The 14,671-nt window shown below is 69.0% G+C and carries 11 protein-coding genes; 2 read left to right on the top strand and 9 right to left on the bottom strand.

Annotated features, from left to right (window positions below):
- Positions 1-23 precede the first annotated feature (23 nt).
- Together fadD32 and ACAG20_RS18570 are read right to left on the bottom strand one after the other, a co-directional pair.
- Positions 24-1,937, bottom strand: a complete 1,914-nt coding sequence (gene fadD32, locus ACAG20_RS18575; RefSeq protein ID WP_112687646.1) for a long-chain-fatty-acid--AMP ligase FadD32 — start codon at positions 1,935-1,937, stop codon at positions 24-26.
- A 381-nt stretch (positions 1,938-2,318) separates the two neighbouring features.
- Positions 2,319-3,281 carry a cutinase family protein gene (locus ACAG20_RS18570; protein WP_370493659.1) on the bottom strand — a complete coding sequence of 321 codons (963 nt, stop codon included), beginning with the start codon at positions 3,279-3,281 and terminating at the stop codon, positions 2,319-2,321.
- A 256-nt stretch (positions 3,282-3,537) separates the two neighbouring features.
- Between ACAG20_RS18570 and ACAG20_RS18565 the strand changes: the two genes are divergently transcribed.
- Positions 3,538-4,392 (top strand): endonuclease domain-containing protein, encoded by an 855-nt coding sequence (locus ACAG20_RS18565; protein WP_370493622.1) that lies wholly within the window; start codon positions 3,538-3,540, stop codon positions 4,390-4,392.
- Positions 4,393-4,459: 67 nt separating this feature from the next.
- On the opposite strand, the gene ACAG20_RS18560 is transcribed toward ACAG20_RS18565, so the two are convergent.
- From ACAG20_RS18560 to glf, 7 genes are all read right to left on the bottom strand, one after another.
- Positions 4,460-5,353, bottom strand: a complete 894-nt coding sequence (locus ACAG20_RS18560; protein ID WP_370493621.1) for an esterase family protein — start codon at positions 5,351-5,353, stop codon at positions 4,460-4,462.
- Positions 5,354-5,518: 165 nt separating this feature from the next.
- Entirely contained in the window at positions 5,519-6,502 is a 984-nt protein-coding gene (locus tag ACAG20_RS18555; protein ID WP_370493620.1) for an esterase family protein, read from the bottom strand.
- A gap of 288 nt (positions 6,503-6,790) precedes the next feature.
- A complete protein-coding gene (gene zomB / locus ACAG20_RS18550) occupies positions 6,791-8,803 on the bottom strand; it encodes a flagellar motor control protein ZomB (RefSeq protein ID WP_370493619.1) in 2,013 nt (670 codons plus the stop codon).
- Positions 8,781-9,671, bottom strand: a complete 891-nt coding sequence (locus tag ACAG20_RS18545; RefSeq protein ID WP_370493658.1) for a decaprenyl-phosphate phosphoribosyltransferase — start codon at positions 9,669-9,671, stop codon at positions 8,781-8,783. Before ACAG20_RS18545 ends, zomB begins: the two co-directional genes overlap by 23 nt.
- Positions 9,672-9,700: 29 nt before the next feature.
- On the bottom strand, positions 9,701-10,261 hold the full coding sequence (locus tag ACAG20_RS18540; protein WP_370493618.1) for a phosphatase PAP2 family protein: 561 nt from the start codon (positions 10,259-10,261) through the stop codon (positions 9,701-9,703).
- Positions 10,258-12,159 carry a glycosyltransferase gene (locus tag ACAG20_RS18535; RefSeq protein WP_370493617.1) on the bottom strand — a complete coding sequence of 634 codons (1,902 nt, stop codon included), beginning with the start codon at positions 12,157-12,159 and terminating at the stop codon, positions 10,258-10,260. Before ACAG20_RS18535 ends, ACAG20_RS18540 begins: the two co-directional genes overlap by 4 nt.
- The gene (gene glf / locus ACAG20_RS18530) at positions 12,156-13,379 is read right to left on the bottom strand and encodes a UDP-galactopyranose mutase (RefSeq protein WP_370493616.1); all 1,224 of its coding nucleotides are present in this window, start codon (positions 13,377-13,379) and stop codon (positions 12,156-12,158) included. The genes ACAG20_RS18535 and glf overlap by 4 nt, the downstream gene beginning before the upstream one ends.
- 326 nt (positions 13,380-13,705) lie before the next feature.
- Between glf and ACAG20_RS18525 the strand changes: the two genes are divergently transcribed.
- Positions 13,706-14,584, top strand: coding sequence for a hypothetical protein (locus tag ACAG20_RS18525; protein ID WP_234825650.1), 879 nt, complete (start codon positions 13,706-13,708; stop codon positions 14,582-14,584).
- The last annotated feature ends 87 nt before the right edge of the window (positions 14,585-14,671 follow it).

The following is a 14,671-nucleotide window of genomic DNA, read 5'->3' as shown; positions in this document are numbered from 1 at the left end:
CTGCGGTGCCTCACTCATCGGACTCAGGCCTCGTCGGGGTAGGCGTTGGGACCGGTGGTGCCGCCGCGCAGGCTGCCGTCCAGGTAGGCGGCCCGGCAGGCACGCCGGCCGATCTTGCCGCTGGAGGTGCGCGGCACCGACCCCGCCGACACCAGCAGCACGTCACGCACCGTCACACCGTGGCGCACCGCGATCGCCGCCCGGATGTCGTCGGCGATGGGCTGGTGGTCCAGCTTGTGGGCGCCCGGGGCGCGCTCGGCGACGATCACCAACTGCTCGGAGCTGTCCTCCGGGTCGAACTTCAGCCCGGAGTGCGGATTGTCGAAGGCCTCAGCCGGCAGCTGGTTGGCCGGCACCGAGAACGCCGCGACGTAGCCGGTGCGCAGCGCCCGGCTGGCCTCCTGCGCGGAGTACTCCAGGTCCTGCGGATAGTGGTTGCGGCCGTCGATGATCACCAGGTCCTTCACCCGACCGGTGATGTAGAGCTCGTCCTGGTAGTAGGCGCCGTAGTCGCCGGTACGCACCCAGAAGCCGTTCTCATCGGCGCCCTCGGCCCGCGACGGGCTGTTTCGCGCCTTCAGCACGTTCTTGAAGGTGTCGATGGTCTCCTGCTCGCGGTTCCAGTAGCCGCTGCCCATGTTGTTGCCCTGCAGCCAGATTTCGCCGATCTGACCGTCGGGCAGCTCGGTGGCGGTGTCGTAGTCGACGATCACCGTCCACTGGTCGACGCTGACCCGGCCGGCCGAGGCCTGCGCGACCGCGTTCGGGGCGTCCTCGGGGACCTCGACGAACCGGTTGCCGTTGTTGAGCTCCTCGCGGTCAACGTAGATGATCCGCGGGCCCTCCTCGGGCGGGGTGGTGGAGACGAACAAGGTGGCTTCGGCCAGCCCGTAGGACGGCTTGATCGCCTCTTCCCGGAAGCCGTACGGAGCGAACGCCTCGCTGAACCTCCGCAGCGACGCCGCCGAGACCGGCTCGCTGCCGTTGAGGATCGCCTTGACGTTGCTCAGGTCCAGCGGCGGGTCGCCTTCTTTGGGCAGCCCGCGGGCCGCGGCGTGCTCGAAGGCGAAGTTGGGAGCCGCCGAGTAGACCTCGCCGGTCTCGCCCTCCTTGCGGGCCAGCTCGCGGATCCACCGGTGCGGCCGGCGCACGAAGGCTGCCGGACTCATGAAGGTGAACTGCTGACCGAGCACGCTCGACAGCAGAATGGTGACCAGGCCCATGTCGTGGAAGAACGGCAGCCAGCTGACGCCCCGGTCGCCTTCGCGGCCCTTGAGGGAATCCAGCAACTGGACGACGTTGGTGGGCAGGTTCAGGTGGGTGATCTGCACGCCGGTCGGGGTGCGGGTGGAGCCGGAGGTGTACTGCAGGTAGGCGATGGTGTCTCGGTCGTACTCGGGCATCACCCAGGTCGATCCCACCTCGGCGGGCACCGCGTCGACCGCGATGACGCGCGGCCGGGCGTTGGCCGGGCGGCTGCGGAAGAACTTGCGCACCCCCTCGGCGGAATCGGCGGTGGTCAGCACCGCCGACGGGGTGCAGTCGTCGAGCACCGCGTGCAACCGGCCCACGTGGCCGGGCTCGCCCGGGTCGAACAGCGGCACCGCGATGCGCCCGGAGTACAGGATCCCGAAGAACGAGACCAGGTAGTCCAGGTTCTGCCCGCACAGAATCGCCACCCGGTCACCCGGCTGCGTGACCTGCTGCAGGCGGGCCGCCACCGCGCGGTTGCGGGCGCCGAACTCCGACCAGGAAAGCTCCCGGGCCACGCCGTCACGCTCGGTGGAGTAGTCCAGGAAGCGGTAGGCCACCTTCTCCCCGCGCAGTGCGGCCCAGCGCTCGACGGTCTTCACCAGGTTGGCGTTCTCCGGGAACCGGATCTTGCCGTCCTTGACGAACGGGTTGTGGTATGCGGCCTGTGCTGGTGCCGGGGCCATGCAAAATCTCCTGTCGCGAACATACGTTCAGTCGGCTGCCGGGCGCGGCCGGCCGCGTGGTGTGGTCCGTCGCGCGGGCCCGGGACCTCACAGATGGTAGCGGGATTCCGATACCCCTCGACGCCTGCTGCTGGTCCCGCGGCCATGAGCCGCATGCTCTTAAATTCTTCTTAATGTTAGAGGTCGACGCGGCGTGTGCCAAATCAAACGGTACCGCGTGTGACGGCCATCTCGGGGTTCACGGCGCGGTTCCAGCTTCGCCTCTCCTCCGTCGAACCTCGCTAAACCGCGGGGTTCACGGCGCGGTTCCAGCTTCGCCTCTCCTTCGTCGAACCTCGCTAAACCGCGGGGTTTACGCGCGGCGTCCTAACTTCGCCAGATTCAGCCGTGTGGCGGATGCGGGGCGTTGTCCACCAGCTCGCGCGCCCAGTTCAGCGTCCACTGCGTGGCGGACAGGCCATCTTGGCTCCAGACCTCGGTGGTGCCGTACAACGCGTGCACCGGCTGACCGGCGCCACCGGCCAGCGTCTCCAGGGTGGCCGGCAGCTTCCCGATGCTGAACGCCTCTTGCGGGGCGGCGCAGATCAGGTCACCGCGCGCGCAGATCTCGTTGGTGCGCTCGGCCAGGTCGCCGAAACCGCCCTCGCGCGCGCCGGTCATGGTCAGCCCCATCCCGGACAGGATCGGCAGCTCGTGCAGGGTCACCTCGGCGCCCTGCCCCGGCGGGGTCGGCGGCACATTGATACCGCTGTCGGGACCCTCCTGGCGGCGGCCGTCGGCGATCAGCGTCACTCCCAGCACCAGGTCCTCGTCGACCGGGCCGCGCCCGTTGCCGATGTCGCTGGCCACATCACCGGCGATCACCGCGCCCTGCGAGAAGCCGATCAGCACGTAGCTGGTCAACGGGCACTTCTCGTTCATCTCGGTCATCGCCTTGATGGTGTTGCGGGTGCCCTCGGCGCGGCTGTCGTTGTAGCTCATCTGCTTGTCGGCCGACAACGGATTGTGGAACTGCGCGGTGTAGGGAACCGTGTAGGTCTGCACCCGGGAGGCGTCGAACTGCTCGGCGATCGGGCGGGTGACGGTGAGCAACAGCGCAATGGGGAACTGGGTGGGGTTCAGCGGATCGTCGGTGGGCGAGGTCTCCCAGGTGCCGGGCACCGAGACGAGTTGCACGTCCGGGCAGCTGGCGTCCTGGTAGGCCGGGCGGGGCTTCTTGGCCCGCGGCGGCGCCGAACTGGTCGGCGGCACGCCCTCCGACGGCTGATCTGCGATCGGCGGCGAGCCGGGGTGCCGGATCCAGATCACCACGACCACCGCCACCAGCGCGACCGCCAGGGCCATCGCACCGGCGGCCACCCACGCCAGCACGCGCCGCCGGTTGCGCAGCGCTTTCGCCGGGGATTTACGGGGGGATTTCGCGGTGGACTTGCGTGCTTTCTTGGCCATATCGCCTATAACGGTACAGATCGCCGGCTTTCACCATTGATGCTGCGCTGAGGGCGGTGGTTACTCGCACTCTTGCGCCCTGGACGCAGCGTCAACTGGTGCTGTGGATCATCGTCGACGCGATGGGAGCCGCCGCGGCCAGCATCTGGGCATGACGGATCCTCAGATGCCCTTTCTCGGCAGTGCGGCGTTGGCGGCCGGGACCCTGACCCGCTACGAATTACGTCGCCATCACGTCGCGGTGCTACCGAATGTGTACCTACCGGCACGCATCCGCCCGAACCTGCTGCAGCGCACGGTCGCCGCCTGGCTGTGGTCCGGCGGCCAGGCGGTGGTCGCCGGGGCCGCGGCCGCTGCGCTGCCCGGCGCTAAATGGGTCGATGCCACCGTCCCGATCGAACTGATCTCGCCCAACACCCGGCCTCCGGCCGGCGTGCTGACCCGCAATGACCTACTGCTCCCCGGCGAGCAGCAACTCCGCCGCGGCATGGCCGTGACCACGGTGGCGCGGACGGCCTTCGACCTGGGGCGGCGTGGGAGCCTAGGCCAGGCGGTCGCCCGGCTGGACGCGCTGGCCAACGCCACCCGCTTCCACACCGCCGAGGTGCTCGACCTGGCCCGGCGCCACCGCCATGCCCGCGGTCTGCGTCAGCTCGAGGGCGCGCTCGACCTCGTCGACGCCGGCGCCCAATCGCCGAAAGAGACCCGGTTACGGCTGCTGTTGATCAACGGCGGCTTTCCCCGCCCGACCACCCAGATCCCGGTCCCCGGGCCGGACGGTCGCTGGAAGTACTTTCTGGACATGGGGTGGCAAGACCTCATGCTCGCAGTCGAGTACGACGGCGAGCACCACCTCACCGACCGGCAGCAGTACGTCTGGGACGCCACCCGGCTGGAGTACCTCCGGCAGCTGGGCTGGACGCACATCAAGGTGCTCAAGGAACACCGCGGCGACGACGTCCTCCGCCGCGTCAGGGCCGCCTGGAACGCGTTGATGCTGCACTGAGGGCGATGCTTACTCGCACTTTTGCGCCAGGAGTGCAGCCTCAATGAAGAATTAAGTCAACGCGGATTTAGCGGATCGCGCCGACGATGTCGCCGACCATCGCCCCCAGCTGCGACGACCACGAACCCCAGCCGTTGTCACCGCCGGAGAAGTCGAAATGGCCGTTGCGGCCGCGCGCCTGGCGGTACTGCATGTTGAAGAACCGCCCGCTGCCGGCCGCCTCGGACGGATCGCCGATCATCGCGGCCGGGTTGGAAGCGCCGCCCATCGGGGCGTAAACCCAGACCCGGGTGTTGTTCTGCGCCAGCAGGGTGGCGTGCACCGTCGGGTCGTGCCACTTCCAGCGACCCAGCTGCGGCGCGCCCCACATGCCATACGGGTCGACGCCGCCGAAGTTCTCCAGGCCGGCGCTGATGACACCGCTCTCGGTGGTGTGCGACGGGTTCAAGAACCCCGACATCGAGCCGGCGAAACCGAACCGGTCGGGGTGGAAGGTGGCCAGCGCCAGCGCGCCGTAGCCGCCCTGGGACGCGCCGACCACGCCGTGCCCGCCCGGTGCCAGGCCCCGGTTGGCCGCCAGCCAGTCCGGCAGCTCGCTGGACAAGAAGGTGTCCCACTGCTTGCTGCCGTCCTGCTCCCAGTTGGTGTACATGCTGTAGGCACCGCCGGCCGGTGCGACCACCGAGACACCCTTGCCGGCCAAGGTATTCATCGCGTTGCCCGCGGTCACCCAGTTGCTCACCTCGGGGTGGGCGTCGAAGGCATCGAGCAGGTAGACCGCGTGCGGGCCCTGGTTGAGGAACGCCACCGGGATATCGCGGCCCATCGACGGCGACGGCACCATCAGGCTCTCGTACGGTGCGGCCTGAGCGCTGGAACCGACGATCGCGCCGCCGCCCCACATGCCCAGGGTCAGCACGGTCACGCACAGTGCCCGCCACAACTTCGACAGTCCGCTCATACCCACCTCGCTCGTCGGGACAGATTTCGTGGTGTCACCCGCCGCTGGTCACGCGCCCTGGCTCCGCAAGGTAGTCAATCACACGGCACCGGCGGGCAGGACAGAAAACGGTCGACGGCGGCGACCCGCAGGTCGCCGCCGTCGGCGGTACATCGTTGCTGCTGACTACTCGCCCGAGCCGGTGCTCTCGCCGCTGTTCGGGGTAGCGCCCAGGTGGCTCTGCAGGTCCGGCTTCATCGCCTGCAGCTGCTGACCCCAGTACTCCCAGGAGTGCGTGCCGTACTCGGGGAAGTTGAAGATCGCGTTGTTGCCACCGGCAGCGGTGTAGAGCTCCTGGAACTTCTTGTTGGCGCCGATCATGAAGTTCTGCTCCAGGAAGACGGCCGGGATGTTGTCGCCGCCCAGCTCGTTGGCCTTGCCGTTGCCGCAGAAGACCCACAGCCGGGTGTTGTTGGCGACCAGCTTGTCGACGTTGACGGTCGGGTCGTTGCGCAGCCACGCCGGGTCGTTGTCGTCGCCCCACATGTCGTTCTTCTTGTAGCCACCCGCGTCGCCCATCGACAGGCCGATCCAGCCCTTCCCGGTGGACGGGTTGAGGTAACCCGACAGCGAACCGGCGTAGGTGAACTGGTTCGGGTGGTAGATGGCCAGCGTCATCGCCGACGAACCGGCCATCGACAGGCCGACCGCGGCGTTGCGGCTCTGGCTCACGCCGTACTCCGACGCCAGGTAGGCCGGCAGCTCACGGGTCAGGAAGGTCTCCCACTTGTAGGTGGAGCAGCCCGCCTTGCCGCAGGCCGGCTTGTACCAGTCGCTGTAGAAGCTGGACTGGCCGCCGACCGGCATGATCACCGAGATGCCCGAGTTGAGGTACCACTCGAACGCCGGGGTGTTGATGTCCCAGCCGTTGAAGTCGTCCTGGGCGCGCATGCCGTCGAGCAGGTACAGCCCCGGGGAGTCCGAGCCGCCCGGCTGGAACTGGACCTTGATGTCGCGGCCCATCGCCGCCGAGGGCACCTGGAGGTACTCGACCGGCAGACCCGGCCGGGAGAAGGCGTTGGCCTCCGCGGTACCACCGGCGGCACCAACCAACCCCGCAAGCAGGGCCGCGCCGAAGGCGGCGACCATCAACCTGTCAAGCAACTTCATCCTGGGCATCCTCATTCATCTCGTTGCCGTGCTCATAACGTGGGCCCGAGCCGGGCCAGATCTGCGCGCGCGTGCGCGACAGTGCCGGTGTAGTCAACCACAGAAGGCCGAGATCGGGCTCTTAGACTTCTGCCACCACCCGCCGAATGGGCCGGACGCCGGTTTCTCCGGCGACCGCCGTATTGCGCTCGCGCCACCATACGAGCCGGTGGGACCGACCGCGCAGGGTAGCTGCGGCCGACGCGGCATGACGTCCGTCACATTTTCGGAACAGTCGAACACATACCGTCACGGCACGTCGGGCCGCATCCCGGTGTAGGGCGGGCGGGTCGGCTCGGGTACGGCCAGACCGCATCGGATCAGCTCGTCGCGGGGCACCCGCTCGATGCGGTACCTGGTGTAGCTCGCCGCGTGCAGCACATTGGACAGGAACCGGCGCGGGCCCATCGGGGCGCGCACCGAGCCCAGCACCGCGGCGGTGTCGGGGCAGCGCAACGCCGCCTCGGCCTGCGCGACCCAGTCCTGGTCCAGGTAACCCGGGATCAGCGGGTACCACTTGACCCACGGGCCGTCGGCCACCACGAAGTCCCGGAACAGGTCCTTGTCGTGGCCGATCCGGCCGTGGTCGAGCCGCTCGGTATGCGCCGCAATCGGATTGGCCAAGCCGATCTGGTCGAGCAGCCGGACGTCGAGGCCGGTGTTCATGCCCAACATGCCCAGGTTCGTGAAGAACACGGTGTGCGGTCCGGTGTCACCGGGTTGGGGATCGGTGGGCACGCCAACCCCCGGGGGCGGCGGCAGGATGACCGGGACGACGTCCCACTGGTCGTAGTTGCCCGACGGCAACAGCAGCGCCCCGTCGGGGGTGGCCTCGATGGTGGCCAGTACCGCGCGCATCCGCGGGTAACCGAGATAATCCGCGGCGGTCAGCGGGTGGGCGTGGCCGGTGGCTTGCGAGTAGAACCGCCGCTCGTCGACGATCCCGGAGTAGGTGACCCGGGTGGCGTCATAGCCCATCCCGGGCGAGTTGGCCGCCCACAGCGCCCAGCCGGCCACCGCCACCCACAGCAGGCCGACGGCGCCGCTGAGCGGGTAGCCGGCCTCCCGGTGAAAACGCGCACCGTCGGGCAGCAGCACCGGGACGACGGCCACCGGGGCCAGCATGCAGAACAGTGGCGCCAGCAGCACTCGGCCGTGCATGAAGTCGCCGCCCTGGCGGATCCAGTAGGCGCCCTGCAGCAATCCGCTGATCACGAAGAAGCAGACCACCGCCGCCGGGCTCTGCACCAGCCGCGCCCACCTGCCGACACCGCGCGGCACCGGACGCCGCGGGCGGTGGCGCACCGCGGCGCCCACCCACAGCGCCGCCCCCAGCGCCGTCAACAGCACGGCGGGCACCCATAATGCGTAGGGCGCGTTGAAGTTCGCCAGATAGATCATGCCCTGCGACCACTTGTCGCCGGCGGCGTCCTTGGCCAGCGCGGTACCGGGCACCAGCAACCCGTAGTAGCCCATCCGGAAGATCTGGTAAGCCACCGGAAGCGCGCCGCCGGCCACCAGGATCAGTGCCCGGGGCCGCCACTGCCGGGGCGCCGCGATCAGCAACATGATCAGTGCGCCGCCGCCGATGAGCGCCAGCTCGGGACGCACCAGCACGCTGGCGCCGGCGACGAAGGCCAGGCACGCGGTGAACAGCGGGCCACGGGCCCGCGACCGTGGCATTCGCAGCGCCTGCGACCAGCAGACCAGCATCCACCACAGCAGGCCCAGGTAGGCCAGCACCAGCCCGCTCTCCAGCCCGGAGGTGGCGAAGTCGCGGGCGGGCGGCAGCGCGATGTAGACCAGCGCCCCGGCCGGCAGCAGCAGCGCGCGGCGACCCTGCAGGTTGGGTGCGTACAGCCGGGTGGTGCCCAGCATCAGCAGCGCCACCCCGGCCAGGCTCAGTGCCAGGGCGAACACCAGCGCGATGTACTCCATGCGCATCGGCCCGCCGAGCCAGCTACCGAGGTACATCAGGTAGGTCCAGACCGTGGAGGTGTTGGCCTCCACCCGTTCGCCGGCATTGAACACCGGGCCGTTGCCGGCCAACAGGTTCCGCACCGTGCGCAACACGATCAGCCCGTCATCGGAGATCCAGCGTCGCCGCCATGCCCCGACCGCGAACAGCAGCAGCACGACGGCCACCGCCGCCCACGAACTCAGTCGCACCGACGGGGTGTAGGCGACCGCCGGCCAGCCCAACGGCCGGACCCGGGGGTCCGGTGTCCGCAGCCCTCGGCTAGCCGAAAACGACGGCAGCACCGATGGTTCCGATCCAGAGCAGAGCCATCACCTGCAGCACCCGGTCGCGCCGCAGGATGTCCTCGGGCTCGCCGGCCATGCCGCCGTCGACGTCGACCGCGTAGCGCAGAATCGCGACGATGATCGGGATGATGGTCACCGCGTACCACGAGCCGGAACCGTTGTCGCGCTCAAAGGCGAACAGGCTGTAGCAGACCAGCATCGCGGTGGCCGAGGCCGTCCAGACGAACCGCAGGTAGGTACCGGTGTAGCTCTCCAGCGACTTGCGGATCTTGGCGCCGGTCTGCTCGGCGAGCTGCAGTTCGGCGTAGCGCTTGCCAGCCACCATGAACAGTGATCCGAACGCCATCACCAGCAGGAACCATTGCGACAGGTAGATGTCGGCGGCCGCGCCGCCGGCGATCGCCCGTAGCAGATACGCCGACGACACAATGCAGATGTCCAGCACCGCTTGATGTTTCAGCCCGAAACAGTAGGCCAGCTGCATGGCCAGATAGACCGCCATCACCAGCGCAAGGCTGAGGCTGAGCGACCACGAGATGACCAGCGACGCCAGTCCCAGCACCGCCGCCAAGCCGTAGGCCAGCCCCACCGGGACCACCCCGGCCGCGATCGGGCGAAACCGCTTGGTCGGGTGCGCGCGGTCGGCCTCGACATCCTGGGCGTCGTTGACCAGGTACACCGCCGAGGCCGCCAGGCTGAACGCCACGAAGGCGATCAGCGCCTTGCCGGCGACATCGGCGTAGTCGTAGTGCACGTCACCGCCGAGTGCGGCCAGCGGCGCGGCCAGCACCAGGACGTTCTTCACCCACTGGCGGGGCCGCATCGCCTTGATGATGCCGGTGACCAGGTTCCCCGGCGGGCCCATCTCGGGCGCCCGGCCGTCCACGTGTGCACTCATCCGGCGCCTCCCGAGTTGTCCAGGCGGATCGCGGCCGCGGCGACCGCGGCTCCGACGACGACGCCGGTGGCCACGTCGCTGGGATAGTGCACCCCCAGCACCATGCGGGACAACGCCATCGGCGGCACCAGCACCGCCGGCAGTGCCTTCGCCGGCAGCCCGGCCGCTCGTCCCAGCAGAATCGCCGCCGCGGTGGTGGAGGTGGCGTGCGCGGAGGGGAAACTCAGCCGGCTCGGGGTGCCCACGTTGACCGCGATCGCCGGGTGGTGCGGGCGCTCGCGTCGCACCACCCGCTTGATCACCACGGCGGCCGCGTGGGCGACGAACGCCCCGGCCCCCGCGGTCAGCCAGGCCCGGCGTCGGCGCGGCTGGACCAGTGCACCGAGCGCGGAAACCGCCAGCCAGCCCAGGCTGTGCTCACCGAAGTGCGACAGCGACCGCGCCGTCGGCAACACGCCGGTCCGGCCCGCCAGTGCCGACTGCACGGCGACCAGCACGGCGTCCTCCCCGTGCGGCGGAGCCGCATCGGGATCTCCAGCGGGCGCGAATTCGGTCATGCCGGCTTGGCACCGTCGGGCAGCAGCACGGTCTCCCACTGCTGCTTGCTGGCCAGCGTGGGCAGTGCCCGGCGGTAGGTGTGGCGCAGGTCGTCGAAGCGGCGCGACAACTGGTACTGGCGGCGCAGTGACTCGCGCAGCAACGTGAACATCTTCTCGCGGTCGCGTTGCCGGTAGACCACGCCGCGGCCGTCGGCGGTGGTGACGGTGACCCCGTCCTGGGTGCACAGCAAAAACCACCGGGCGTCCTGGGTGGGCACGTTGAGCTGCGGGCGCACATGATGCTCGGGCGCGGTGGCCTTCAGGTTGTGCAGGATGCCGCGCGCCAGCCGGTAGCCGATGGTCAGCGGCTGCACCGGCGGGCGCATCGGCCTGCGGCGTTGCGACGGAATGGGCAGTTCGCTGGCCGCCGGCAACACCACCGCGTCGGGGTAGTTCTTGCGCAGCGCGTGGATGTCCGGCAACGCCGACTCCAGGATCGAGAAGATGTGCTCGGGACCGGCCATGAAGTCGTCGAGCGCCTTGTTCTGCACTGCCACCGTCGAATACTCCAGGCAGGCAAGGTGTTTCAAGGTCGCCTTGAGGTGGCTGCGGATCAGGCCGGCAATGTTGCCGTCCCAGTGCAGCGCCGCCACCATCAGCCGGTTGCGTAGATGGAAGTAGGCCTGCCAGTCGATCGCGTCGTCCTTGTCGCTCCAGGCCATGTGCCAGATCGCCGCGCCCGGCAGGGTCACCGTGGGGTAGCCGTGCTCACCGGCCCGCAGCCCGTACTCGGCGTCGTCCCACTTGATGAACGATGGCACCGGCTGGCCGATCTCCTCGGCGACGGCGCGCGGGATCATGCACATCCACCAGCCGTTGAAGTCGACGTCGATGCGGCGGTGCAGGTCGGGGCTCTCGGCGAGGGAGTCGGTCGCGAAGTTGTGGTCGTACTCGGTGTGCGGGGCGTTGGTCCACATGAAGACGTCCGGGTCGACGACCTCGCCCATGATGTGCAGATGCGACGGCTCCTGCAGGTTGAGCATGTGGCCACCGACCAGGGTGGGCTTCCTGGCGAACCGGTTCAGGGCCAGTGCCCGCAGGATCGAGTCGGGCTCGATGCGGATGTCGTCGTCCATGAACAGGATCTGTTCGCAGCCGGTGTTCTTCAGCGCCTCGTACATCACCCGGCTGTACCCGCCCGACCCGCCGAGGTTGGGCTGGTCGTGGATCGACAGCCGGTCGCCGAGCGCGGCGGCGGCCGCGGCGAAGCCGGGGTGATCGCGCACTTTGCGGGTGCCCTGGTCCGGGACGATCACCGCGCTGATCACCTCGTCGACCTCCGCATCGGAGGTGAGTGCGCTCAGCGCGTTGACGCAGTCGTCGGGCCGGTTGAAGGTCGGGATGCCCACCGCGATGTCGGCCCGCCCGGGAGCCTCGGTCGGGGCGTACCAGCCGCCGCCGATCAGCGTGACCGCGGTGTCGGTGGTGATGTCGAACCAGATCCAGCCGCCGTCCTCGAACGGCTGCAGGCCGATTTCGAACTCGACGATCGTCGGCGTTCCGTCGCCGTCGACGGACCCGAACGGCTTGCCGTCCACCGCGATCCGCGCCCCGGTGGCTTTGGAGCGATAGACGTCGACGCGGCCGGAACCGGTCAATTCCAGGCGCAGCACCACCGATTCGACCACCGACCAGCGACGCCAGTAGGAGGCCGGGAAGGCGTTGAAGTAGGTCGCGAACGACACCTCCGACTCCTCGCCGATCTCCAGGCTGGTCCGGGTGAGCGGGTGAGCCCGGCGATTGTTGGTCTCCGACTCCTCGATGTAGAGCTTGCGGACGTCCAGCGGCTCGCCGTGGCGCGGCAGGATGATCCGCGAAAGCCGGCTCACCGCACGCGAACTCTTGGGTTTGGTCATCGGCTGTTTTCCCTGTTGTTCTCGTGCAGCGGCACACCCTCGGCCAGGTGCGGCGCCAGGACGTTGTCGTACATGCTCAGCGCACTGGCGATCGCCATATGCATGTCGAGGTATTGATAGGTGCCCAGCCGCCCGCCGAAGAGCACCTTGCCCGACTCCATCTCGGCCTTGGCCAGCCGGCGATAGGCCTCGACCATCGCGCGGTCGTCCGGGGTGTTGATCGGGTAGTACGGCTCGTCGTCGTCGCGGGCGAACCGGCCGTACTCGCGCATGATCACCGTCTTGTCGGTCGGGTAGGACCGTTCGGGATGGAAGTGCCGGAACTCGTGGATGCGGGTGTAGGGCACGTCGGCGTCGTTGTAGTTCATCACCGCGGTGCCCTGGAAATCCCCGCAGTCCTCGAGCACTTCGAGCTCGAAGTCCAGGGTGCGCCAGCCGAGCCGGCCCTGCGCGTAGTCGAAGTAGCGGTCCAGCGGGCCGGTGTAGACAACCGGAGCCTGCGGACTCGCTGCCCGGAGCTCCTCGCGGACGTCGAACCAGTCGGTGTCGAGGCGGACCTCGATGCGCTCGTCGGCCGCCATGTTCTGCAGCCAGGCGGTGTAGCCGTCGACCGGCAGTCCCTCGTAGGTGTCGTTGAAGTAGCGGTTGTCGAAGGTGTAGCGCACCGGCAGCCGGGTGATGTTGGACGCGGGCAGCTCGGTGGGATCGGTCTCCCACTGCTTGGCGGTGTAGTGCTTGACGAAGGCCTCGTAGAGCGGGCGGCCGATCAGGCTGATCGCCTTCTCCTCGAAGTTCTTCGCCTGCTTGGTATCGACCTCGGCGGCCTGCTCGGCGATCAGCGCCCTGGCCTCGTCGGGGCTGAAGTAGCGGCCGAAGAACTGCGAGACCAGGCCCAGCCCCATCGGGAACTGGTAAGCCTGGCCGTCGTGCATGGCGAAGACCCGGTGTTGGTAGCCGGTGAAGTCGGTGAACTGCCGCACGTAGTCCCAGACCCGCTTATTAGAGGTATGGAACAGGTGCGCGCCGTATTTGTGGACCTCGATGCCGGTCTGCGGTTCGGCCTCGGAGTAGGCGTTACCGCCGATGTGGGGACGCTTCTCGAGGACCAGGACGCGCTTGTCGAGCTGCGTGGCCACGCGCTCGGCAATGGTCAGGCCGAAGAATCCAGAACCCACAACATAGAGGTCGTAGCGACTAGCAGGTGAAGTCATCGGCGCCAAGGGTAGCTGAACAGCGGCCGCGAGCAGCGTCGGCGCCCCGCCTGCTGAGCGCCGGCCGCTTTCCGCCGGTGCATCTGCTGCCCGGCGGGCCGCCCGCGGCGCCGCGAGATCGCAGTCATGCAGGCGAAACGCGCCGATTCGCTGCGTCAGCGCAATATCGGCAAGCGGCGAGGCGCCGGTGCCGGGGAAGGGTTGGTCGCGGTTTCCTCACGATTCGATCTCGTCACTCTATTCACACTAGTCACACGCGTACCGTCGATCAGGTAGGCAGTAAACGCTCTACAGCCCCTCGGGACTGAAGGGCAGAACATATTGAGGAGACTTCCGTGCCGAACCGACGTCGACGCAGGCTCTCGACCACCATGAGCGCAGTCGCCGCCCTGGCAGTCGCGAGTCCGTTTGCAGTTGTCGCAGTATCCGAGCTGGCCGCCCGCCAGGACGCTCCGCAGCACCGTGACTTCGTCGCGGCCGCGTCGGTGGCCGACCTGCCCAACGAGCTGATCTCCGCCCTCACCCAGGGCCTGTCCCAGTTCGGCGTGAACCTTCCGCCGGTGCCGGGCGGCTTCGGCAACGGAGCGGGGTCGGGGATGTACCCCGCCTCGCCGGGGATGTACCCCGCCTCGCCCGGCCTGACCTCACCGGGGCTCTACCCCGCCTCGCCGGGGCTGACCTCGCCGGGACTGACCTCACCGGGGCTCACCGACCCGTCGCTGACCACGCCGTCGCTGGCCACGCCGCCGGCGGGCACCCCCGGTGTGTCCACCACCTCGGGCCTGACCTCGCCGGGTCTGACCACGCCGTCGCTGGGCACCCCGGGGCTGACCTCGCCCGGTCTGACCACCCCGTCGCTGTCCGACTCGTCGCTGACCAGCCCCGGGTTGACCAGCCCCGGGTTGACCAGCCCCGGGTTGACCAGCCCGGACACCGGCCTGCTGGGCTCCGACGGCATGCCGCTCACCTCGCCGGTGGGCCTTGACCCGGGCTTGGACGGCACCTACCCCATCCTCGGCGACCCCTCGCTGGGCATGCCGGAGAGCAGTGGGAGCGGCGGCATCGTCAGCGACCTGATGAGCGCGGCCAACCAGCTGGGCGCCGGCCAGGCCATCGACCTGCTCAAGGGTGTGGTGATCCCGTCCATCGCGCAAGCCGCGCAGGGCGCCGGTCCGGCCGCCGCGGCGGCCCCCGCCGCCGTCCCGGCCCCATAACAACGAAGCCTGTTTCCTAAACGGCACCGCAGAGTCAGCCCGCACCGCCGGGCACCGTGGGACTCTGCGGTGTCGTTTGACGTCCGC

Source organism: Mycobacterium sp. pW045, from assembly GCF_041287085.1.
GTDB lineage: Bacteria > Actinomycetota > Actinomycetes > Mycobacteriales > Mycobacteriaceae > Mycobacterium > Mycobacterium algericum_A.
Note: the sequence above shows the minus strand (reverse complement) of the source record. Positions and strands in the feature narration are given on the sequence as shown.

What these genes read in the sequence shown, in the direction of transcription:
- ACAG20_RS18535 (WP_370493617.1), bottom strand. Translation starts at nt 12,159, where the DNA reads ATGACCAAACCCAAGAGTTCGCGTGCGGTGAGCCGGCTTTCGCGGATC.
- fadD32 (WP_112687646.1), bottom strand. Translation starts at nt 1,937, where the DNA reads ATGGCCCCGGCACCAGCACAGGCCGCATACCACAACCCGTTCGTCAAG.
- ACAG20_RS18545 (WP_370493658.1), bottom strand. Translation starts at nt 9,671, where the DNA reads ATGGGCCCGCCGGGGAACCTGGTCACCGGCATCATCAAGGCGATGCGG.
- ACAG20_RS18540 (WP_370493618.1), bottom strand. Translation starts at nt 10,261, where the DNA reads ATGACCGAATTCGCGCCCGCTGGAGATCCCGATGCGGCTCCGCCGCAC.
- ACAG20_RS18555 (WP_370493620.1), bottom strand. Translation starts at nt 6,502, where the DNA reads ATGAAGTTGCTTGACAGGTTGATGGTCGCCGCCTTCGGCGCGGCCCTG.
- ACAG20_RS18565 (WP_370493622.1), top strand. Translation starts at nt 3,538, where the DNA reads ATGACGGATCCTCAGATGCCCTTTCTCGGCAGTGCGGCGTTGGCGGCC.
- ACAG20_RS18560 (WP_370493621.1), bottom strand. Translation starts at nt 5,353, where the DNA reads ATGAGCGGACTGTCGAAGTTGTGGCGGGCACTGTGCGTGACCGTGCTG.
- ACAG20_RS18570 (WP_370493659.1), bottom strand. Translation starts at nt 3,281, where the DNA reads ATGGCCCTGGCGGTCGCGCTGGTGGCGGTGGTCGTGGTGATCTGGATC.